At 49.1% G+C, this 22,123-nt stretch carries 19 protein-coding genes, 5 tRNA genes, 3 rRNA genes and 1 pseudogene; 8 read left to right on the top strand and 20 right to left on the bottom strand.

From position 1 onward, the window contains the following. Window positions 1-267: 267 nt before the first annotated feature. Entirely contained in the window at window positions 268-993 is a 726-nt protein-coding gene (locus QOS46_RS11280; RefSeq protein WP_283609808.1) for a hypothetical protein, read from the bottom strand. Between the two features lie 185 nt (window positions 994-1,178). Here QOS46_RS11280 and QOS46_RS11275 point away from each other — a divergent pair, with 185 nt between their 5' ends. Continuing rightward, window positions 1,179-1,727 (top strand): biotin transporter BioY, encoded by a 549-nt coding sequence (locus QOS46_RS11275; protein WP_283609807.1) that lies wholly within the window; start codon window positions 1,179-1,181, stop codon window positions 1,725-1,727. A gap of 131 nt (window positions 1,728-1,858) precedes the next feature. Here QOS46_RS11275 and rrf read toward each other — a convergent pair. The 9 genes from rrf to QOS46_RS11230 all read right to left on the bottom strand — a co-directional run bounded on the left by rrf (window position 1,859) and on the right by QOS46_RS11230 (window position 11,689). Further along, window positions 1,859-1,975 (bottom strand): 5S ribosomal RNA (gene rrf, locus QOS46_RS11270). Window positions 1,976-3,328: 1,353 nt separating this feature from the next. Further along, the gene (locus QOS46_RS11265) at window positions 3,329-4,930 is read right to left on the bottom strand and encodes a putative ABC exporter domain-containing protein (RefSeq protein WP_283609805.1); all 1,602 of its coding nucleotides are present in this window, start codon (window positions 4,928-4,930) and stop codon (window positions 3,329-3,331) included. Continuing rightward, entirely contained in the window at window positions 4,927-5,643 is a 717-nt protein-coding gene (locus QOS46_RS11260; protein WP_283610823.1) for an ABC transporter ATP-binding protein, read from the bottom strand. Before QOS46_RS11260 ends, QOS46_RS11265 begins: the two co-directional genes overlap by 4 nt. A gap of 155 nt (window positions 5,644-5,798) precedes the next feature. Next, window positions 5,799-6,062, bottom strand: a complete 264-nt coding sequence (locus QOS46_RS11255; RefSeq protein ID WP_283609803.1) for a helix-turn-helix transcriptional regulator — start codon at window positions 6,060-6,062, stop codon at window positions 5,799-5,801. Window positions 6,063-6,067: 5 nt separating this feature from the next. After that, window positions 6,068-6,379, bottom strand: coding sequence for a DUF6442 family protein (locus tag QOS46_RS11250; protein ID WP_283609802.1), 312 nt, complete (start codon window positions 6,377-6,379; stop codon window positions 6,068-6,070). A gap of 305 nt (window positions 6,380-6,684) precedes the next feature. Continuing rightward, window positions 6,685-9,520, bottom strand: a 23S ribosomal RNA gene (locus tag QOS46_RS11245). Between the two features lie 265 nt (window positions 9,521-9,785). Next, window positions 9,786-9,862, bottom strand: a tRNA-Ile gene (locus QOS46_RS11240). A gap of 70 nt (window positions 9,863-9,932) precedes the next feature. Continuing rightward, a tRNA-Ala gene (locus QOS46_RS11235) sits at window positions 9,933-10,008 on the bottom strand. Between the two features lie 162 nt (window positions 10,009-10,170). Beyond that, window positions 10,171-11,689: ribosomal RNA gene (locus QOS46_RS11230) — 16S ribosomal RNA — on the bottom strand. Together the 16S and 23S rRNA genes with 2 tRNA genes alongside form the textbook arrangement of a ribosomal RNA operon. 491 nt (window positions 11,690-12,180) lie before the next feature. Here QOS46_RS11230 and sleB point away from each other — a divergent pair. From sleB to QOS46_RS11205, 5 genes are all read left to right on the top strand, one after another. Then, window positions 12,181-12,933, top strand: coding sequence for a spore cortex-lytic enzyme (gene sleB / locus QOS46_RS11225; protein WP_283609800.1), 753 nt, complete (start codon window positions 12,181-12,183; stop codon window positions 12,931-12,933). A 217-nt stretch (window positions 12,934-13,150) separates the two neighbouring features. Next, window positions 13,151-13,336: a hypothetical protein gene (locus QOS46_RS11220; RefSeq protein WP_283609799.1), complete on the top strand. Its 186-nt coding sequence runs from the start codon at window positions 13,151-13,153 to the stop codon at window positions 13,334-13,336. A gap of 115 nt (window positions 13,337-13,451) precedes the next feature. After that, on the top strand, window positions 13,452-13,784 hold the full coding sequence (locus QOS46_RS11215) for a hypothetical protein (RefSeq protein WP_283609797.1): 333 nt from the start codon (window positions 13,452-13,454) through the stop codon (window positions 13,782-13,784). Between the two features lie 182 nt (window positions 13,785-13,966). Beyond that, window positions 13,967-14,260 (top strand): hypothetical protein, encoded by a 294-nt coding sequence (locus QOS46_RS11210; RefSeq protein ID WP_283609795.1) that lies wholly within the window; start codon window positions 13,967-13,969, stop codon window positions 14,258-14,260. 155 nt (window positions 14,261-14,415) lie between these two features. Continuing rightward, window positions 14,416-14,601 (top strand): hypothetical protein, encoded by a 186-nt coding sequence (locus QOS46_RS11205; RefSeq protein ID WP_283609793.1) that lies wholly within the window; start codon window positions 14,416-14,418, stop codon window positions 14,599-14,601. 71 nt (window positions 14,602-14,672) lie between these two features. Here QOS46_RS11205 and QOS46_RS11200 read toward each other — a convergent pair whose 3' ends face one another. From QOS46_RS11200 to QOS46_RS11185, 4 genes are all read right to left on the bottom strand, one after another. Continuing rightward, window positions 14,673-15,203, bottom strand: coding sequence for a hypothetical protein (locus QOS46_RS11200; RefSeq protein ID WP_283609791.1), 531 nt, complete (start codon window positions 15,201-15,203; stop codon window positions 14,673-14,675). A gap of 302 nt (window positions 15,204-15,505) precedes the next feature. Continuing rightward, window positions 15,506-15,931, bottom strand: coding sequence for an EamA family transporter (locus QOS46_RS11195; RefSeq protein ID WP_283609790.1), 426 nt, complete (start codon window positions 15,929-15,931; stop codon window positions 15,506-15,508). Between the two features lie 551 nt (window positions 15,932-16,482). Beyond that, window positions 16,483-17,166, bottom strand: coding sequence for a hypothetical protein (locus QOS46_RS11190; RefSeq protein WP_283609788.1), 684 nt, complete (start codon window positions 17,164-17,166; stop codon window positions 16,483-16,485). Between the two features lie 51 nt (window positions 17,167-17,217). Continuing rightward, on the bottom strand, window positions 17,218-17,892 hold the full coding sequence (locus QOS46_RS11185; RefSeq protein ID WP_283609786.1) for a cyclic nucleotide-binding domain-containing protein: 675 nt from the start codon (window positions 17,890-17,892) through the stop codon (window positions 17,218-17,220). Between the two features lie 93 nt (window positions 17,893-17,985). Between QOS46_RS11185 and QOS46_RS11180 the strand changes: the two genes are divergently transcribed. Both QOS46_RS11180 and QOS46_RS11175 read left to right on the top strand, forming a co-directional pair. Then, on the top strand, window positions 17,986-18,408 hold the full coding sequence (locus QOS46_RS11180; RefSeq protein WP_283609784.1) for a DMT family transporter: 423 nt from the start codon (window positions 17,986-17,988) through the stop codon (window positions 18,406-18,408). A 15-nt stretch (window positions 18,409-18,423) separates the two neighbouring features. After that, complete coding sequence (locus tag QOS46_RS11175) at window positions 18,424-18,888, top strand: DMT family transporter (RefSeq protein ID WP_283609783.1); 465 nt, start codon at window positions 18,424-18,426, stop codon at window positions 18,886-18,888. A 71-nt stretch (window positions 18,889-18,959) separates the two neighbouring features. On the opposite strand, the pseudogene QOS46_RS11170 reads toward QOS46_RS11175, so the two are convergent. The 6 genes and pseudogenes from QOS46_RS11170 to serS form a co-directional block, all read right to left on the bottom strand. After that, window positions 18,960-19,327, bottom strand: a pseudogene (locus QOS46_RS11170) (DNA-3-methyladenine glycosylase I). A 273-nt stretch (window positions 19,328-19,600) separates the two neighbouring features. Continuing rightward, window positions 19,601-19,677 (bottom strand) — tRNA-Val (locus tag QOS46_RS11165). 43 nt (window positions 19,678-19,720) lie between these two features. Further along, window positions 19,721-19,795 (bottom strand) — tRNA-Glu (locus QOS46_RS11160). Window positions 19,796-19,797: 2 nt separating this feature from the next. Next, window positions 19,798-19,874 (bottom strand) — tRNA-Met (locus QOS46_RS11155). 97 nt (window positions 19,875-19,971) lie between these two features. After that, window positions 19,972-20,700 (bottom strand): acyl-[acyl-carrier-protein] thioesterase, encoded by a 729-nt coding sequence (locus tag QOS46_RS11150; protein ID WP_283609782.1) that lies wholly within the window; start codon window positions 20,698-20,700, stop codon window positions 19,972-19,974. Window positions 20,701-20,821: 121 nt separating this feature from the next. Beyond that, the gene (gene serS / locus QOS46_RS11145; protein WP_283609780.1) at window positions 20,822-22,114 is read right to left on the bottom strand and encodes a serine--tRNA ligase; all 1,293 of its coding nucleotides are present in this window, start codon (window positions 22,112-22,114) and stop codon (window positions 20,822-20,824) included. Window positions 22,115-22,123 lie beyond the last annotated feature (9 nt).

Here is a 22,123-nt window from a genome sequence, read left to right as displayed (position 1 = left end):
AAAATCTTCGGTTTATTCCTCGCAAACCCAACAGGGGTTTTTCCTAAAAGAACAGCTTCTCTGCGGAAGCGATGGAACTGTATTTCTGATACTACCACAAATTCGGGGGGCTTGTCAAGTGTGATTCCCCGTTTTTTTGATTTGTTTTGAATTTCCTCTTATTTTCGCCTGTTTTTATTGCTTTACTCTCTGTTACTATCTCTTCATTTCATATTTTTTATATGCTCGTGACAAAGAAAAGGCCCTCCACTTTTGGAGGGCTTGCGCTTAGTTTCCATCGTTCTGAATCCGCTGCGGAAAAACGACACTGTCCAGCTGCCAGTTTTCACCTTGTTTTTTCAGGTGCAGGCTCTTTTTCATGGGAGCAGAGCCCTGGGTCTGCAACGTCAGCTCCACGGTGATCTCATCCACCGTTTGCCGCATGATCACCGACGTATCAACCAAGTATTCCATCGCGCTGGGGGATAGAACCGTCTGATCCTGCGAGAAGTACAGCACCCCGTCAATCTCCTGCAGAATCGGGTCTGTTCCCTCAAACAGCTCAGAGTAGTATTCCTCTGCCGCTTGGGGCGTATAAACCGACTGCATTCCCTCGCGTATTTTGCCCGCGGAATCATATTCTCCACTGTTTACCGGGATCAAACCCTCCAGCACACGTTTGCCTGCGGCCTCAGAACTCTGTGCAGCTTTGTCTGCATCCATAGCATCCTGTGTGCTTTCAATGGAAAAAGCCGCTATGCGCTTTTCGCTTGATCCCGACAAGTCCTCTATCATAATCTGCGACTGTACGTCCTTTGCCTGGTCGAGAAGCCCCTGTACGATTCCCTTCACTTCCTCCGCAGACAGTGGCTGCTTTTGGACAAAACTCTGCACCCCAAGCACCTCAGCCTTTTGAGGCAGCGTTACAGATTCTTCCTTTTCCAGCGATTGGGCGCATCCCCACATCAGGAGAAAAGCCGTCAGACAGAGCGCAACTCCAGATAATCTGTGCATTGTGCTCATCCTTTCCTAAAAAGATCCTAGTATTGAATATAATTTGCAGTATTAGCATTTTACACTAAAAAATCAAGAACTACAAGAAACGTTTTTGTAACCATCATTGTCAACCATAATAACAACAATATGTTGACAATCCAGACACCTTTCTGTATAATACAGTTTATGAGGAGGTCTTAAAGATGAAGACAAAAAATTTGGCGCTGACCGCTATGTTTACAGCGCTTACAATGGTTTTGGGGCCATTGGTAATTGTGCTCCCGTTTACACCGATTCCGATTTCGCTGGCGATGATCCCGATTTATCTGTGCGGTGCTCTGCTGCCGAAAAGAAACGCGTTCAGCGCACTTATTGTTTATTTGATGCTGGGAGCTGCGGGCCTGCCGGTTTTCAGCCAGTTCCGCGGCGGACTGGGCGTTCTGGTGGGGCCGACAGGCGGATTTTTGCTAGTCTTTCCAGTCATGGCGTTTGTGATTGCGCTTCTTCTAGAAAAGCTGCCGCAGAATCGCTTTTATTCTCTGGTAATCGCCTTTGCGGTTGCTCTTGTGATCTGCTACACAGCCGGCTGCTTGATGTTTATGGCCGTGGCTCACGCAGATCTGACAAAAGCACTTACTTTGACGGTGCTTCCGTTTATTCCGTTAGATCTGGCAAAAATCGCATTTGCCGCAGCAGCGACTCTTGCTCTGAAAAAGGCTTTGTACCACGCAAAGCTGCTCCCTCTTACCTAATCGAATATCATCTATCACAACATAAAAAATTGCTCCGGAGTTCCGGAGCAATTTTTTTACCTATTTCAATTTTTCTAACATTGCTTTTGAGATAAAAAAACAACCACCCTATTGGGTGGCTGCTTTTATGGTGTTGGCGTCATCCTATTGTCCCGGGCCGTTACCAGCCAAGTATCTTCGGCACTGATGAGCTTAACTTCCGTGTTCGGAATGGGAACGGGTGGACCCTCACCGTCATCGACACCAACTATTCATTTTCGTTGCCGCTCTTTGCGACTTGATTATAATATCACAGTGTCAGACAAAATGCAAGTGTTTTTTTAAATTATTTTTTAAAAACTTTCATTTTGCGTTTCAGACCCCGTTTTCTGCGGCAGAACGTGTCGCAGAAAGTGATTTTTGCATTCAAATACAGAACCCCAAGACTTTTTCTCTTTCTGCGAAACATGATTCAGTACAGACTTATCTACTGCGAGGCAGGCACCAACAGAGCGCCGCCCCTCCCCGAGCCAACGAGAGCGCTCGGAAAGGGTGCGACGCCGAACGGGAATGGAAAATGCCTATTCCCACAAAACAAGGCTCGTGCGCAATGTAAAAGAATTTGTTTTTTCTCGGGGATTCCCCGTGGAGATTCTGCTGGCGCAGGGTTTGCCCCTCGTGCCGGGGCTAGCTTTTCACCTTTTTTCGTAAGAGACTTCGTTTTTTTCTCCGGGGGTTCTCCATGGAAATTCTGCTGGCGCAAGGCTTGCCCCTCATGCCGGGGCGGGCACTTCCTTTCGCGACGAGGCGAAAGGAAGCAAAGGCTCGCCAAAGGACACCTTTGGAATCCGTTTGGGAAACAGCTCCCGACAGTGCAAACAAAAGCTGACCGTAAGGCACTCCATTGAAAATGCCCACTCTCCGAGCTTCATCTGAATATAAGTCTTGCTGTCCCGTCTGTCGGCGGGCATTTTCAGAGCGCTCTCGTTGGCTCGCAGTTTTTTGGGTGCGGCTTCGCCGCGCAAGGCACGGGAGCACTGTTAGCGCAGAGGTTCTTTTTTGTCTTTGCAGGCATCTAAGCTTTCTTACGCACAAGCTGCGCGCACAAGCTTGTTCCTGTGCGGAAAATTTGCTCCAGAGCGGGAGCTCCTCCCGGTTTTCAAAGGCAGAGCCTTTGGTCGTTGAGAGGGGATCCAAGGGGAGAGAATCGAAACTCTCCCCTTGGAAGGCCTTTGCTTACTTTCGTCCTTTCACGAAAGTAAGTGCCCGCCCCGGCATGAGGGGCAATGCTCTGCGCAAGCAGAATTTTCCCTGCGGGAACTGCGATAAAAAATAATTTCTCTCTCGCCAAAGCGAGAAAAAAACAACATGCCCCGGCCTGAGGGGCAAGCCCTGCGCCAGCAGAATTTCCCTTGCGGGAACCGCGATAAAAAATAATTCCTCTCGCGTGAAAGCGAGAGAGGAAAAAGAACCCGCGCGAAGCGCCTCCTCTCTCCAAGCCAACGAGAGCGCTCGGAAAGGGTGCGCCTACTCGCACATTGCAGAAACCTTCACAGAAAAGACAAGGCACGCAGGAGCTACCGCCTGCGTGCCTATCTTTAAAAATCAAGCTCAAATCAAGTTTACCGCATTTCTGGAGCTTCCAGAATATTGTGGCAAGCAGAATAAATACCCAGTGTGACAAGAATACACCCGACAGAAAACGCGATTCCCGCCAAATACCAGGGCAGATGCAATGCCACAAGGGCAATCAACGCAAGGAGTCCGCCCGGAATCGCCAGCGCAAGCAAAATGAGCAGCTGCAGGAACGCGAGTAACCCTCTCGGCGCAGGTTGACCAAACAAACGGAAGAACAGAATGCTTGTTGATGTAAACAGGAATCCAAAGCTCGCGTACATCAAAATGGAGCAGATCCAGATGATTGGACTGACCCGAAGATACAGCCACAGCACCGTAAATGCTAAAGCACCATCGACAAGAGGTTTTGCCAACGTGGTGGCGCTGGCCCAAATTAATCTGGACAGCGAGGACGCCGGTACAAGATAGATATACGGCTTTTTCAGCTCCGACACCCAATCGGCTGCCGCCTGAAAAAAGAACAACAAATAAATTTCTGTCGACAATACGGAAGCATACATTGCCTCCGCATCCATCGGGTCGCTGTCACCGCGCGAGATGCGTTCCAGAAAGATCGCCATTCCAACTGCGATCAGCACGACCATGATGGTGGAGGTGGTCAGAAAGCCAAAGCGATTTTTGCGGCGCATTTCACACAGCTGCTTATAAAAGAAAGTGCTGGCTCCCCACCCGCCACGAAACCCGCCTTTTTTTACGGCGTGACGGTTACGGAACCGCGCCAGGCCTGCGCCGTTTTCATTTGCCTTCTTCTCCTGCATCGCCTCATAGGTAACCTCTGTGCTTTGCAGCACATCCTCGTAGTAATCGGGATTGCCTTTGACGAGCAGAATCAAACTGACAACAGTGATCACTAGAATCAGTGCGGTGTAAAGCCACATTTGGCCGCCGGGGCCGGAAACCGCGCCAAAAATCGCGCCGCGAATCCATCCCGCCACCGGGAATGCGTCGAGCAGCGGCGATGACCCGGCCTGCAAGGCACCCTGATACACATTTTCGGAGCGAAGTGCGTTCGCAGCCACAAAAAGAGTCGGCAGAGCAGCCGCGCCGTAAACCGCAGAGCTGATCACCCTGCGCCGCGCCGGGCTGCCATTGCTGATGTTATACAGTAACATAGATAAAATCTGCGCGAGAATCAGCAGAAAAGCCAGGCCGACAATCATCATAAAAATTTGCCACGGCGTCAGGTCGAACATTTCCATCAGCATCGGGGAATACAGCATCAGGAACACTACCACCAGAATCATCGAGGTCATCTGCTTTACCAGCCCATAGGCCAAAATCAAATTCGGTCGCAGCGGCGAAACAAACAGCAGATTCACGTCTGGCATACTGAAAAATGTGGAGCCGGATTTAAGCCCAGACTGCAGAATCATCATCAGCAGTCCCAGAAGAATAAAAAAATAAACCCCTTGGATTAGCCGGGTATCAGGAACACTCACCATATCGGTGCTGCTCTGCTTAGTAAATACCGAAAACACGATCATTGCTATCACAAACAGATATGCAATCAGTTTGGCAGGGTGTCGGAGCATGTCCAGCAGCGAATTTTTCGCCTGACAATAACTTAGGTAGCAAATGGATCTCATTCTGCGGTACCTCCGTCTCCATTTTCCGTAATGGAGAAGAAGAGCTGCTCCAGATTTTCTCCGCTTTGCTCAATCTCCGTGCGGGTACGGATCGTCATGATCTTCCCGGATTTCATAATCAGGGCCTTATCCCAGAACTCAGCGACGCTGTCGAGCATATGCGTGCTAAGCAGCACGGCGCAGCCCTGATCTCGCAGCTCCATCAGGATGGTTTTCAGCTCCTTAATCGCATGCGGATCCAAACCCACCAGCGGCTCATCCAGCATAATTACCTTTGGCTGCGGCAAAAGAGCGCAGCAAAGGCTTAGCTTCTGCTGCATTCCTTTGGAAAGCTCCTGCCCCAGCTTTTCCTTTTTATCGGTCAGCTCCATTCTATCCAGCAGCGCCTCGGCACGCTCCTGCCAATTCTGCAGTTGATACGCCCGGGAAATAAACTCGATGTGCTCCCACACCGTCAAAAGTGGAAACAGCGCGGGCAGTTCCGGCACATATCCAAATACGCGTCGTGCCGCCTCTTTTTTGTTCGGCACCCCGCAGATTAAAATGCTTCCATGAAAGCGGAGCAGCCCCGCGATACATTTAATCGTCGTTGATTTTCCTGCGCCGTTCGGGCCCATCAGCACCGCAATCTCGCCCGGCTGTACCTCAAAGTTCACGTCGTCGTTTGCGAGCAGGCTGTCATATCTTTTTGTTAGATTCGAAACTGTCAGCATATTGTTTCCTTTCATTCTCGTATGAGACAACTCTCTCATTTTTGATTCATCTTAAAGATACAGGAAGCATACTGAAATGTCAAGGAACGGCAAAATTTCCTAAGCATCTGTAATACTTAATGGATCTATTCCGATCACACTACGTTCAGTATGTTTTATGGTTCTTCCGGTATTGAGCTTTCTCTGGGTTTGAGCGGCACAGGCTGTTCCAAGTTAAAGTAAAATACCTCTTCAAAGGTCTTTTCCAGAGCCACACAAATGAGCAGTGCCAGGCGCGCGCTGGGGCAAAACTGCAGGTTCTCAATCGAGCTGATCGTCTGACGCGACACGCCCACCAGCTCTGCCAGATCGCCCTGTGAAATACGTTTTTCCGCCCGCCACATGCGGATGCGGTTTTTAAAGATCAGTTCCTGCTCCATATTTCTCACCATGTCTCAAGGAGATAAGAAAGCAAAAAACCAAGCGCAGCTACGATACCACCAATTGCGGCGACCAGATCAGCCTTCTGGTGATATTCTTTGTATTTATACAAATTGGTCACAGCGGTGTAAGCCCAAAAGACCGTCATTAAATCGTAGCTGTGTATTCCCTTAAAAAGGTTGTACCCCATGAGTAGAGCCATAAAGCACATCAGCACGAACTCACCCTTTTGCCTTGCGCGGTTGTCTACGAACTCTGTGCCTTCATCGCGGATACGTGCCTTTTTATTGGTATTTAAAATAAGATTTCGATCCATTTGATACTGTCTCCTTTGCTGTAATTGCAAATACACAATAGCATACGGAGCTGCAATTTGTCAAGTATGCAAGACATTAATTAAATTATACTTGTCAAATTTATTGAAGCAAGAGGCAAAGTGATTTTCATAAAAAACGCTCTATAATAAGAAAAAGCACCGGCTCCATAGGGGGCCAAGTGCAAATCAAAAATAAAAAACGAGAGCAAAATTGCTCTCGTAAAATACAATATTATTTCGGGCACTGAAAACTGAATAAAGAAGAAACAGAAGAAAGCGATTGAGCAAGGCATTAACCAAGATTAATGGTCAAGCCCTCGACCGATTAGTACTGCCAAGCTAAATGCATTACTACACTTACACACGCAGCCTATCAACCTTGTAGTCTTCAAGGGGTCTTACTAGCTTACGCTATGGGATATCTTATCTTGGAGTCGGCTTCACGCTTAGATGCTTTCAGCGTTTATCCGATCCGCACTTAGTTGCCCAGCTGTGCCATTGGCATGACAACTGGTGCGCCAGAGGTGCGTCCATCCCGGTCCTCTCGTACTAAGGACAGCTCTCCTCAAATATCCTGCGCCCACGACAGATAGGGACCGAACTGTCTCACGACGTTCTGAACCCAGCTCGCGTACCACTTTAATCGGCGAACAGCCGAACCCTTGGGACCGAATACAGCCCCAGGATGTGATGAGCCGACATCGAGGTGCCAAACCTCCCCGTCGATGTGGACTCTTGGGGGAGATCAGCCTGTTATCCCCAGGGTAGCTTTTATCCGTTGAGCGACGGCAATTCCACTCTCATACCGCCGGATCACTAACTCCAACTTTCGTTACTGCTCGGATTGTCATCCTCGCAGTTAGGCTAGCTTACGCGTTTACACTCAGAGGCACGGTTTCCGTCCGTGCTGAGCTAACCTTTGAGCGCCTCCGTTACCTTTTAGGAGGCGACCGCCCCAGTCAAACTGCCCGCCTAACAATGTCCCCCGGCCGGATTCACGGCCGCAGGTTAGAATTTCAACCATCTAAGAGCGGTATCCCAAGGATGACTCCACCACGGCTGGCGCCGCGGCTTCCTAGTCTCCCGCCTATCCTGTACATAAATGATCAAAACCCAATATTAAGCTGCAGTAAAGCTCCATGGGGTCTTTCCGTCTTGTCGCGGGTAACCGGCATCTTCACCGGTACTACAATTTCGCCGGGCGGGTAATTGAGACAGTGCCCAGATCATTACACCATTCGTGCGGGTCGGAACTTACCCGACAAGGAATTTCGCTACCTTAGGACCGTTATAGTTACGGCCGCCGTTTACTGGGGCTTCAATTCAATGCTTGCACATCTCCTCTTAACCTTCCAGCACCGGGCAGGTGTCAGCTCCTATACTTCATCTTTCGATTTGGCAGAAACCTGTGTTTTTGCTAAACAGTTGCCTGGGCCTATTCTCTGCGGCCACATTGCTGTGGCACCCCTTTTCCCTAAGTTACGGGGTCAATTTGCCGAGTTCCTTAACTACCCTTCTCCCGTTGGCCTTAGAATTCTCTTCCTGTCTACCTGTGTCGGTTTGCGGTACGGGCGCCTTAGATATACACAAGACTTTTCTCGCCCTCGTCCAAGCATACTTCCCTACTCTAATTTCGGTCCCTTACGCCCAGGTCAACCAACGCCTGGGTTATGCCCTTTCAAGGTGTCCTCTTGCTTAAATCTTTTGGCGGCTACGGAATATCCACCGTATGTGCATCGGCTACGCCTTTCGGCCTCACCTTAGCTCCCGGCTTACTTGGAGCGGACGAACCTTCCTCCAAAAACCTTAGACTTTCGGCCAATATGATTCTCACATATTTCTCGCTACTCATTCCGGCATTCTCACTTGTGTAAAGTCCACCAGCGCTTCCGCTCTGACTTCACCCCTTACACAACGCTCTCCTACCATAACACTTACGTGTTATCCCAAGCTTCGGTATACGATTTAGCCCCGTTAAATTTTCGGCGCAGGGGCACTCGACCAGTGAGCTATTACGCACTCTTTTAATGAATGGCTGCTTCTAAGCCAACATCCTGGTTGTCTGTGCACCCCCACATCCTTCTCCACTTAACCGTATTTAGGGACCTTAGCTGTGGGTCTGGGCTCTTTCCCTTTTGACAATGAAACTTATCTCACACTGTCTGACTCCCGTACATCAATTATCTGGCATTCTGAGTTTGATAGGGTTCAGTAACCTTTCGGCCCCTAGCCCATTCAGTGCTTTACCTCCAGTAATCTAATACGAGGCTAGCCCTAAAGCTATTTCGGAGAGAACCAGCTATCTCCGGGTTCGATTGGAATTTCTCCGCTACCCACACCTCATCCGCTACTATTTCAACAGGAGTCGGTTCGGTCCTCCATGGAGTTTTACCTCCACTTCAACCTGGACATGGGTAGGTCACCCGGTTTCGGGTCGAATACAACTGACTTCACGCGCCCGTTTCAGACTCGCTTTCGCTGCGGCTCCGGACCTTAAGTCCTTAACCTTGCCAGTTATACTCACTCGCCGGACCATTCTACAATAGGTACCCGATCACCCATTGACGGGCTCTCGGTGCTTGTAAGCACAAGGTTTCAGGTTCTATTTCACTCCCCTCCCGGGGTTCTTTTCACCTTTCCTTCACAGTACTTTTCGCTATCGGTCACTGAGTAGTATTTAGGCTTGGAGGGTGGTCCCCCCATGTTCCCACCGGGTTTCACGTGTCCGGCGGTACTCTGGATACAGCTAGCCGACTCAAAATTTCGCATACGTGACTCTCACACTGTTTCGTTGGCCTTCCCATGCCATTCTGCTATTTCTTGTCGTACATGTTGCTGTCCGAACCCCGAGGGTATTGCTACCCTCGGTTTGGCCTCTTCCGCGTTCGCTCGCCACTACTAGCGGAATCTCTGTTGATGTCTTTTCCTCGCCCTACTTAGATGTTTCAGTTCAGGCGGTTCCCCCTGCATGACTATGTATTCATCATGCAGTGACTGGACATGACTCCAGCCGGATTGCTCCATTCGGAAATCTATGGATCAATGCCCACTTACGGCTCCCCATAGCTTATCGCAGTTAGTCGCGTCCTTCATCGGCTCTCAGTGCCAAGGCATTCCCCTTGCGCTCTTTGTAGCTTGACCATGTGATTCTTGGTTCTTGCTTTGTTCTATACAATACAGTCCTGAACTCGATAGAACTGCATTGTTTGGTAAATTGTAGATTTAGATAAAAAACAATTTTTCTCGCTTTATCTGCTTCTTTTCTTTATTCAGTTTTCAATGTCCGGTGCACTCGTGCACTTTTTAGTCGCGATCGTCGATTCCGAGGAAAATTCCTCACAGTCGCGTTCACAACCAAACTGCCGTTGTGCCCTGCATTATGCAGTTGTTTCCAAGCGTAGCTTGGTGGTGGGCTCAAGTGGACTCGAACCACCGACCTCACGCTTATCAGGCGTGTGCTCTAACCAGCTGAGCTATGAGCCCATATCTTCGGCTAGAGGCCGTCGGCTTCTCGCTTGCCTCTGTTACCCGTTTTGTTCCAGACTAAGTCTGGTGGTGGAGATGAACGGAATCGAACCGATGACCCCCTGCTTGCAAAGCAGGTGCTCTCCCAGCTGAGCTACACCCCCATATTCTATTGAACACTAAGGCTTCGTTCTGCTGTTTCGATTTCTTTCATTTCCTGAAGTCCCTTTTCAGGGCCTTCAAAATTAAACAACGATAGTAGACTAGGTTCCGTAATCCTGACCTTGGATGTCTGACGAAGCCTTAGCTCCATCAAGTCTCCATAGAAAGGAGGTGATCCAGCCGCACCTTCCGATACGGCTACCTTGTTACGACTTCACCCCAGTCGCCAATCCTACCTTCGACAACGTCCTCCTTGCGGTTAGACTATTGGCTTCGGGTATTACCGGCTCCCATGGTGTGACGGGCGGTGTGTACAAGGCCCGGGAACGTATTCACCGCGGCATGCTGATCCGCGATTACTAGCAATTCCAACTTCATGTAGGCGGGTTGCAGCCTACAATCCGAACTGAGATCGTTTTTGGGGGTTTGCTCCACCTCGCGGCTTGGCTTCCCTCTGTTAACGACCATTGTAGTACGTGTGTAGCCCAGGTCATAAGGGGCATGATGATTTGACGTCGTCCCCACCTTCCTCCGTTTTGTCAACGGCAGTCTGATTAGAGTGCTCTTTCGTAGCAACTAATCACAAGGGTTGCGCTCGTTGCGGGACTTAACCCAACATCTCACGACACGAGCTGACGACAACCATGCACCACCTGTCTCAACTTTCCCCGAAGGGCACCTAATGCATCTCTGCCTCGTTAGTTGGATGTCAAGACCTGGTAAGGTTCTTCGCGTTGCTTCGAATTAAACCACATACTCCACTGCTTGTGCGGGCCCCCGTCAATTCCTTTGAGTTTCAACCTTGCGGCCGTACTCCCCAGGTGGATTACTTATTGTGTTAACTCCGGCACGGAAGGGGTCAGACCCCCCACACCTAGTAATCATCGTTTACGGCATGGACTACCAGGGTATCTAATCCTGTTTGCTACCCATGCTTTCGTGCCTCAGCGTCAGTTAAAGCCCAGTAGGCCGCCTTCGCCACTGGTGTTCCTCCCGATCTCTACGCATTTCACCGCTACACCGGGAATTCCGCCTACCTCTACTTCACTCAAGCCTTCCAGTTTCGAACGCAATTTGTGGGTTAAGCCCACAGCTTTCACGCCCGACTTAAAAAGCCGCCTACGCACCCTTTACACCCAGTAAATCCGGACAACGCTTGCTCCCTACGTATTACCGCGGCTGCTGGCACGTAGTTAGCCGGAGCTTCCTCCTTGGCTACCGTCATTATCTTCACCAAGGACAGAGGTTTACAATCCGAAGACCGTCTTCCCTCACGCGGCATTGCTGCATCAGAGTTTCCTCCATTGTGCAATATCCCCCACTGCTGCCTCCCGTAGGAGTCTGGGCCGTGTCTCAGTCCCAATGTGGCCGTTCAGTCTCTCAACCCGGCTACCGATCGTCGCTTTGGTGGGCCTTTACCCCGCCAACTGGCTAATCGGACGCGAGTCCATCTTTCAGCGGATTGCTCCTTTGATATCAGTACCATGCAGCACCGATATATTATGCGGTATTAGCGTTCTTTTCAGAACGTTATCCCCCTCTGAAAGGCAGGTTACTCACGCGTTACTCACCCGTCCGCCACTAAGTAAGAGCTAAGCAAGCTTCTCTCTTACTCCGTTCGACTTGCATGTGTTAGGCATGCCGCCAGCGTTCGTCCTGAGCCAGGATCAAACTCTCTAAAATATTGTATTAAAATGACCGAAGTCAATCTAATCTATTTTAGAGCATTTTATCTGCTCAATTAGTACGCTTTCGCGTTTCTCAGTTTTTATAGAGTTCTGAGAACTCTTATCCGGAAGTACTCACTTCTTTTTCAAGAAGCTTTCTCTCAAAAATTACGGGTTCCTTCTTGTCTTTCTCGTTGTTTAATTTTCAAGGTCCTGTCCGATTCTACCGGGCTTTGCGGCCTTTCGTTTCGTGCGCCGTTCTGTAAGGCGCTTGACTATAATACCAAACCATTCACCTATTGTCAATGCTTTTTTTAAAGTTTTTTCGGGTTTTTTTAAAAAAGTTTGTTTTTCGACCTATTTCTCCAGGTTTTAAGCCATTTTTCGCCCTTTCGGGGTAAAAAAGAAATCTGTTCCCGTGAAAAACAGGCGCTTTGCTTTCCTGAATAAATCCGCTCCGTATGGGAATTCTTTTGGTAAGCACTGAAAGAATGGATTGTGATAACAATGAAACACGCTCAAAAAAGAGAATTTAAAGAATTCGGGAAATACATCTGGCGCATTCTAATGATACTGCTGGTAAACCTGCTGATGATCTCCGTAGTCAGCGGCGTGGGAGAACAGGCAGTCACACGTCTGCGCAGCGCAGCATCCGTAGAAACGCTTTCGAGAGTTGGTTCGCGCGGTGATGAGGTCAAGCAGATTCAAACTAAACTAAAAAGCTGGGGCTATTACTCCGGCAGCGCAGACGGCATCTTCGGCGAACAGACAAAGCAGGCGGTCATTAAGTTCCAGAAAAAGAACAATTTAACGGCAGACGGAATTGCGGGTCCGCAGACGCTGAAGGCAATGGGGATTTCGTCCTCCTCTTCCTCCGGCGATTCCGGCGGAGGGCAGGGACAATACAGCAGCAGCGACATCGATCTGCTGGCGCGCGTCGTCTCCGCGGAATCACGCGGCGAGCCTTACGCCGGTCAGGTTGCGGTAGCCGCGGTGATCCTGAACCGCATCACACACCCCTCGTTCCCCAATACGCTGGCGGGTGTGATTTACCAGCCGGGAGCGTTCTCATGCCTGAATGACGGCGGCATCAACGCGCCGGTGGCGGACTCAGCATATAAGGCGGCGCGCGACGCCATTAACGGCACCGACCCTTCCGGTGGAGCGATCTATTATTATAATCCCGAAAAATCAACAAGCAAGTGGATCTTCTCCCGCAAGGTCATCACAACCATTGGAAAACACCGCTTTGCAATCTAAACTGTATATAGATATCAGAAGAACATCAAAGGCCGGGGCTGTGTCATGCAGCTCCGGCCTTTTTTTGTTTCTTCGCTCCCCTGTTTCTATATAAAAGCAGAAGCGATTGGGTTCTTATTCCTTCCTCCACTGCGCTGTTATAAAAATAATTTAAAATGTTTCAGAAAATCTGTAACAAAACGGAGGTCTCAAACGTTATATTAGCAGAAGGAAAAATTTGCAGGTATTTAATGACTTAATTACATACGTTATTGACATTGCCCCACCCGGAGAGTCAATACAAGACATTGCAAAAGTTCTGGCACAAAAACAAATTCCCATTCTTGCATGTGTAGGACTGGTTTCAGTAATTACAGGGCTATATGCCTCTTCTCAAGGTTATAACGGCTATGAATTACAATAAAGTTGTGTATGCTTATAATAATGGTGGGTTTGCAAACTGGGTATATGGGCCTACAATAGTAAATGGATACAAATATACTTCACAAAATTTCTTTCAGTAAAATGGAGTAATATAAATGAATAAGTTAACGAAATATTATGTATTACAAATATTGGTCTTTTTCTATATCGTATTTTCTTCTGTTTTGCTCGTCACTGCCATCGTATCCGGTGAACTGAGGATGAGCTTATATTTGATTGTTCTAATTCTTTATCTCATTATGCTTATTTTAGGAACAAAGCTCCCTATTAAGCCGCCCTCAGAAGAAGAGCAGCTGCAACTGATGGGAAATCAAATCTATCATGTTCTCTCTGTTATAAACTCAAAAGTTCCAAAAGTATTGTCTTGGGCGTTTTTAATTGTACTGGTCTATTTATTCTTTTTTGGCAATAGCAGCTTTCGTATTTAAACCGATAATGTCCAGAAAATTTCCTCTATAAACTCCAGAAAAACCTTTTCTTCATACCGGTGCAAAGGTTTTTCTACGGCCGTATGTATCTGATTGCTAATTTTCAGCAAATGAACTACGATTGGAAAAAAGAGATATACTGTTGAACGTGAAATAGATAAAGAAGAAAGAAGGCGCCTATTTTGAAAAAATCCACCTTTGGTATGATGTTATTTCTCGTTGGGGCAATGGGATTTTTGGTGCTTAGCGTGTTTCTGGCCCTTAATCCATTTGACATTACGAACATCGGAGAAACAACTCGGAATTACACCGGGACGCTGGGCGCGCTGATCGGGAACCATTTGATGCTGCCGTATCTGCTTTTCTGCGGCTTCGGTCTGGCAGGCTTATGGATTTGTGTTTCTGAAACCTACTTACGGGAATGTGCAGAAAGAAAACGGGGAGCCGAGCCGCAGAAAGAGGGAAAAACACGATAAACAGAGATTCTCTTTTGAAAAAACTTTGATCCAATGGCTTTCTAAACCGCGCATATATGGACAATCCCACACTCATATGCAGAATTCAGCATTGATAAAAAAGTGTGAATGGTTCAAATACGATTCTATATTCTTTCTTTTTGGAGGACTTCCTATTGAAAAAAAGTACATTTGGCATGATGTTATTTCTCGTTGGAGCAATTGGCTTTTTAATTATCAATTTGGTGAGTGTGGTAAACGCACTATTAGTAGAACAAATCTTTCTCCCTCTGATCATGTTCTCTGTTTTGGGAATTGCCGGCTTTGTGATCTGCCTGCGGGAAGCTTATTTTAAAAAATAATCTGGTTATAAAAGTAAGAAGGCCTTTGCTCCGGTATGAAGCAAAGGCCTTCTTACTGCTATTTAAAAAGATCACTTCTGAAAATTCTGAAAAATCGTTTTAACCTCTTCCGCGCGCTGTGTATGCACGTCGCCGGTCTGTGTGTCTGTATAAACCATCAGGTAATCACCGTTCAAAGTAGCGGGAACCTGCTTCTCCATAATCGTAAAGGTACCCTTGTCCTTCACATCGGCCAAAACCTGCTTCGCCGCATCGTTCAGATTAGACGAATCGTACTGGTACAGCTCCAGCGTAACATTCTCTTTGCCTTCGTAGCTGCCGCGGTATCTGACGCCTTCCTTGGCGCCGATCAAGCTGGCCTCCATGGTGGTGGGGTCACCTGCAACCGCTCCCTTCGCCGTCATATACTGCTGCAAGCCCTTCAGGGAGTTTTCATATTGCACCTCTGCCTGACTTTGCGCCGCCTGAGAAGACGCCGCCGCTGCCTGAGATGCCGCCGCCTTGCTGGCCATATACTCCGCACTGCCAACATCGCCCGCGCCGCATCCCGCAAAAGAAACCGCCATCACTCCGGCAGCCATCATTGCCATCCATTTTTTCATAGGGGATTAACCTCTCTTTTTGTAATTAGCATTATTATAGCACAAATTCGAAACTGAATTAACACAACCCGCCCAAGAAAAGAAAATCACCGGGCTGGTGCTTCAATGCTCTCTCAGCCACCCGAAGCACCGCTTCGGAACGTGGCGTGAGGTTATTATAACAGGATTCCCTGTCGTCATACCATGTGTATTGAATGCGGCAAGGAAAGCCTGTGCTGCCGCAGTTTAGTGATTATTATACCGTATCCCACGAAAAAAAGCAACCGGGCGGCGCGCCCCCAGAGCGGAAACCCACGAGCCTTTTATTTGGTAATCAGGAAGATGCCCAGCACACAGATTCCCATGCCAACCAGCTGACGCGCTGAAAAGCTCTCTTTGTAAAACACTAGGCCGATCACAAGCAGCACACACGCAAGCCCTACATTCGCAACCAGCGAACCCATGCCTACCTTCCACCCGGCTCGGTACACAAACAGATACCCCAGCTCCAGTATTACAATAGATAGCCCCAGAGTAAAGCTTGTCCAATTTACCTTATGGACTTCCTGCAACAGATTTTTATTTCCTCCCACCAGAAAAAACAAAATCAGAGAACAGGCCGTTGCCGTCAAATAAGTAACGGTAAGAGCGGCCAGTGGCTCCACAGTAGCCGGGGTTGACTTTGCACAGACATGATACAGCGAGTTTGCCGCGATTACCATTAATATCGGCCAGATATAATTCCACATAGTTTCCTCCTGAAAAAAACGCAAACAAGGAAAATCCTTGTTTGCGATAGAGATCTTTTGAATGGTACTATCTTCTATTGGATTCTGCCTGCCTCCAGCGGGATGCCGGCTAAAGGAATGCCCTGCACTCCAAACCCAAAGCACATCTATTATTCTTTGCCGTGTCTGGTAAGCGCCCATGCCACCACACCGATGATTACAATTGCTACCGCAATCGCCGCAATTAGTAAAATACTGACCATACTCATTCCCGAAGGCTCCGAAGACACTATAATAGAAGTTGGACCATCTGCACTTCCGATTACTCCCATTTATGCCATTTCCTTTCTTTCATTCTATAACCGAATGATACCATTTTCAGCCAGTTTTGTAAAGGGCACCGCTCCGGCAGCAGCACAACTACCAATGGCAATTCACAGGGCGGACCGTACAGGTGGCATCATGCTGTCTTCCTACACAGTTTGGCAGGCTTAAGCGGGCGTTGCATCAGAAACCCGCAGTGGATATAACCCGGCGCTATCACCAGGGAAATATCTCATTGTTCCAGAGCTTTAACAAAGCTGATCCAGGTAAGCAAAATCGGAAGCGGTATGCTCTGTTTCCCACCGCGGGCGTTCCCGCTCCAGCCGCTCTCTTGCGCCCGGGCGATCACCCTGCGCCAGCCGTTCAAAGATTCCCAATACGACAAGCAATGCACCGAGCTGCGGGTGATCGCTCAGCTTTGCAAAAGCGGCTCTTTGCTGTTCCAGAATCAACTGCGCCTTCTCCTCTTCCTTTAAATAAAAATAGACATACGCCAGATTCGCCCAGTAAACAGACCGATTGATTCCGGTGAGCTTTCGGGGATTGATCTGCAAAAGGAAATCCTGGGCTGTGTGGTACTCCGCTTTTTCGCAGTAGGCTGCGCTCAGGTTCAAAAGAAAAATACTGCGGATATGGGGCGACTTCTTCCCCTCCAGCAGGGCATTGATTTCGCTGATATACCGGTCTGCGTCATGCTCCTCCAAAAGAACCGACTGTAAAGACATCAGCTTACGGTTGAGCTCACGGTACCACAGAAGATCGATCCCGATGCTGGTAAGGGAAAGTATGGCGAGCCAGACGGCCACGGTCATATTTTTTGTGAACCGGTCAAGGGAAAAGGCAGCCAACCCAACCCCCAGCAGAGCAGACCCGACAATCAGTACCAACCAAAAAACGAATCGAATTTTACTTCTGTTTTTTTCCATCCACATCACAGTTGCCTTTCTTTCCCGTTGATTTCTTGCAGAACGCGTGCTGGCCTATTACTGCCGGTAAACATTCCCCGCAATCTTTTCCAGCGCGCTGATATTGGCCAGCCGGTACCCAGCTTTTGTTTTTTGAAGCAGACCTTTATCGCAAAGGGCTCGAAACGTGCGCAGCAGATGCCGCAGGCTGCAGCCGAGGGATTCGGCCAGCAGCGTATAATTGGCCGAAAACACCTCGCTCTTTTGCATGGCTAGAACATAGCCGGCCAACCGCTGCTCAAGCGGGTACAGCAGGTTGATTGCGATGTTCGAATTGTTGCGTTCTGTTTTGGCGCAGGTTTGTCGGCACACGAACTGCAAAAAGGAGTTGTCGGCGAGCAGCCGCTCCCCCTGCTCCTGAACAAGGGCCGCGAGGCAGTAGGTTTCCGTCAGGGCCTGCACATTGGTTTTAGCAATGGGGTCGCCGAACAGCTCAAACTCCCCGATTACCTGAATATCGTCGTAAAGGCACAACAGTACAGTGCGGCCATTCTCAAGTGTTTTAAATACCTTACAGCTGCCGGAGAGCAAAATCAAAAAGCATCCGGCCTGCCTGCCCTCTGTGTACAAGAATTCTCCCGCGTCAAACCGACACAGACGAAAGCACCGGAATGCCGCATCTGATACTTCCGACTGAACGCTGCGTACCTGCTCCGCTAATTCCGGCCGTTGCCCAAGCTCCAGATACTTCATTGGATTTCCTCCCCTTATGACATCTGTCATAACTGTTCTCGTGAACTTTGTGCCATAATAATACCATAAATCAAAGCGCGAAGGGGCTTTTAAATGAACTTTTTACTTTTACTATTAAGCGGTATCTGTTTGGGGCTGATGGTCAGCCTGAACGGAAGGCTCGCTGCCGATTTCAACCTATTCGAGGTCAGCTTTCTGGTTCACGGGATCGGGGCGGTAATTCTGCTGGCCGCCGCAAAGCTGGTTCAAAAAGAAAAGATACAGCTTACGGGCGCTCCGCTTTATGTCTATTTTGTGGGATTTTTAGGCGTGGCGTTAATTGTAACCACCAGCCTCAGCACGGCATACATCGGCGCGGCCTTGACCATGGTGCTGTCGATTACCGCTCAGCTGGTAAGCTCCGCCGTTGTAGATCATCTGGGGTGGTTCCATGTTCCGGTCAACAAATTCAGCCGTAGGCGAATTCCTGCTTTTGCAGTCATTCTGGTCGGTCTGCTTCTGATGATTTTTTCGTAAAAAGGAGGAACTCTAATGCTGTTTTTTATTTTACTCGCCGCAGTGAACGGCTTTGTGACGGTGATTAATAAAATGATAAATCTGGAGGCGAAAAAATCGCTCGGCACAATAAACGGCACCTTAATTAACTATATTGAAGGAACTTTGATTTCACTCGTGGTTGTCCTTTTTCTCGGCAACAGCCGCCTTACCGACCTTTCACACTGGGCTGCGGTTCCGCCAATCAATTTACTGGGCGGTGTTTTTGGCCTTGTGGCGATGGTGCTGACCGTAATTGTGATGGAGCGGGTTCGCGTTTCGTACTCCACTATTATTTTACTGGCTGCTCAGCTGGGCACCGGTTTTGTTCTGGATGCCATTGCAGCCGGGAACGTAGTTCCTCTGAAGCTTCTGGGGCTGATCATCGTAATCGCTGGGATATTCATCGATCAGTTCGCCAATAGCAAAGAGGAAAAAAGCACTTTGAGGGAAGAAGAATAAGGCTTCCAAAACAGAATGTACATGCAAAAGAAAAATGGAGTACGGATTTTTATTTGTGCTTCCTTTTTCTTTTATTTACGGCAGTAAAAATCACAGTAGGTTAGGTGATCGTTCACCATTCCAACCGATTGTATCAGTGCATAAATTGTTGTTGTTCCAACAAACTGAAAGCTAAGTTTTTTCAGCTTTTTGCTGATTGTATCAGAAAGAACCGTGCTGACCGGAACCTCATCTATGTAAGACCATCCGTTCACAATCGGCTGAAAGCCAACAAATGTCCACAGAAAATGATCTAAAGAACAATGTTTTTCACTAGCTTAAAATAGGTTTTTGCATTATTAACTGCAGCCTTCACCTTCTGCCTGTTTCGGATAATCCCCGCATTTTGCAAAAGCGCTTCACCTGCATAGACACAATTCAGCCTTCCTCTAAAAATCATAATTTTAGGCGGTTTGAATCTGCACTCAATCTGGCATCTTCCCGCACAGTCAAGCTACTGCTCACCGTTCGCTATCTCTTTTAATGCCTCTTGAATATCTTAACAAAGATAGGCACATTGATTGTCTTTCCCTTTTAGGCCGCAAACCAGCTCCTGAATGTTGTTCATCGTATGCACGGCTTTTTCATAAATTAAAGCTTCTGCTTTCATTCTAGCATATACAAGGAAAGAAGCCGATTCCATATGGAATCGGCTTCTTTCCTTGTACTGTATTGGTGGACGCAGGGGGACTCGAACCCTCGACCTCTCGCGTGTGAGGCGAACGCTCTAACCAGCTGAGCTATGCGTCCTAATAACGATTCCCCCGAAGGACTCGGGGGAATGCGGCTTGTGTGGTGACCCGGACGGGATTCGAACCCGTGAACCCGCCGTGAAAGGGCGGTGTCTTAACCACTTGACGACCGGGCCGCTGGTAGCGGCAAATGGACTTGAACCATCGACACTTCGGGTATGAACCGAATGCTCTAGCCAACTGAGCTATGCCGCCATATGAATCATACACAAGCGGAGCGTTACTAATTATAGTATATACTTGTCCCTCTTGTCAATACAAAAAGCAAAAATATATTTTTTATGGGAAAGAATTACTTTACCCGGCCCTGATATTCAAAGCTGACTCCCCGCGGATTGACTCCCCGCATCAGAATCTCACCGTCGCGCTCCTCGCGCTGAATCTGCAGCACCTCGCCCTCAAGGCTTTCCATGACATAATGAATCTGGAATTCGCTCAGCGCCCGCCCGTGCATTCCGCCCGGCACATAGTCGCAGAAAATATCGCTGTAAACCGAATTGTTCACGTGTCCGTTATAATCCAAATCGGAATACCGGACCTCACGCTCGCCTACCACGGGCATCTCCTTTGGCAGATTCATGCGCTCCAGCTTCTGCCCGCTGTTCTCCCCCGCACCCACTCCGTACTCCAAAAACACCTTCGGGCGCAGCAGCTTATGCTCCTGTGTGCTGACAACGACGGAGGCCTGCAGAATCTCTGCCAGAGGCTCGTCGCCGCAGTAAAAATCAAAACTGCGGTAAAACTGCACGCCAACCACGCCGCATGCCCGCGTAACAATGGTGATGGGGTCGTTCTGGCGCGGCCAGCGATGTACTACACCGCCCGCACGGGTAAACACAAAAACAATCCCGTCCCCTTGCATCTTTTCGTGCGTCAGCCCGTAGCAGGCCAGGTGCAGCTCGCAGGCCTCCTGGCAATAGCGCAGCATGGCAGAAGGACGCAGGGTGTTGTTTGCATCCATATCGTATGTTGTCAGCTTTACCTGCTGTGTGTATTCGCTCAATTTCGGATTCAGTGCCATATATACGCTCCTTTGGAAGAACCGCCCCGGGAATTCCCGGGGCGGATTGAAAGTTGATTTCCCTCCCGTTTTTGTTTTAAACGGGAACCGGCTACCTACCGGCTGGGGAAGCTGCCAGTGCTTATTCCGGGCGCCCGATCGCATCTACGCCCATGAACGGACGCAAAACCTCCGGAATGGTAACGCTGCCGTCGGCATTCTGGTAGTTTTCCAAAATCGCCGCCACAGTGCGGCCAATCGCCACACCGGAGCCATTCAGTGTATGCACCAGCTGTGCCTTGTCGCGCGGGGTCGCCTTAAAGCGGATCTGCGCCCGCCGCGCCTGGAAATCCTCAAAGTTCGAGCAGGAGGAAATCTCTACATAACGGTTATAGGAGGGCATCCAGACCTCAATGTCGTACGTCTTGGCGGAGGAGAATCCCAGATCACCGGTGGAGAGACAAACCACGCGGTACGGCAGGCCAAGAAGCTGCAACACGCGCTCGGCGTCATTCGTGAGGGACTCCAGCTCCTGATAGGAGGTAGCGGGGTCCGCAAATTTGACCAGTTCCACCTTGTTGAACTGATGCTGGCGAATCAGGCCGCGGGTATCGCGCCCGGCGGAACCGGCCTCGGCGCGGAAGCACGCCGAATACGCGCAGTATTTCATCGGCAGGCTGGCGCCATCCAGAATCTCGCTGCGGTGCATATTCGTTACCGGAACCTCGGCGGTGGGAATCAGGAAGTAATCCTCAGCCGTGTCTTTGTTGATGACCCTATATGCGTCCATTTCGAACTTGGGCAATTGGCCGGTGCCGGTCATCGATGCGCGGTTCACCATAAAGGGCGGGAAAATTTCAGTGTACCCGTGCCCGGTATGTGTATTGAGAAAGAAGTTGATGATCGAACGCTCCAGCCGTGCGCCAAGTCCCTTATAAAAATGGAAGCGCGCACCTGTAACCTTCGCCGCCGTTTCGGGGTCGAGGATTCCAAGTTCCTTCCCCAAATCCCAGTGAGCCTTCGGCTCAAAGTTGAACTTGGTAGGCTCATGCCAGCGGCGCAGTTCTTTATTTTCGGTATCATCCTTGCCCAGTGGCACATCTGCCGCCGGAATATTCGGCAAGGTGAGCAGCAAGTCAAGCTGCTGCTCTTCCAGCTCGCCCAGCACCGCATCCTTTTCCTTAATCTGGTCGGAAAGCTGCTTGAGCTGAGCCATCAGCTCCGTAGTGTCTTTCCCCTCTTTTTTCAGAATCGGAATTTGCTTGGTGTCTGCGTTCTGCTGTGCCTTAAGGCTTTCGGTTTCGCCGGTAACGCGGCGGCGGTCCACATCGATCTGCAAAATGGATTCAATCACCTGATCCGCATCCATATTTCTGGCTTTCATGGCCGCTTTGACTCGATCCGGATTTTCGCGGATCACTTTAATATCCAACATGTGCGTTCT

Origin of the sequence: Faecalispora anaeroviscerum (genome assembly GCF_947568225.1) — a bacterium.
Classification (GTDB): domain Bacteria; phylum Bacillota; class Clostridia; order Oscillospirales; family Acutalibacteraceae; genus Faecalispora; species Faecalispora anaeroviscerum.
This window is presented reverse-complemented; position numbering and strand designations above follow the sequence as displayed.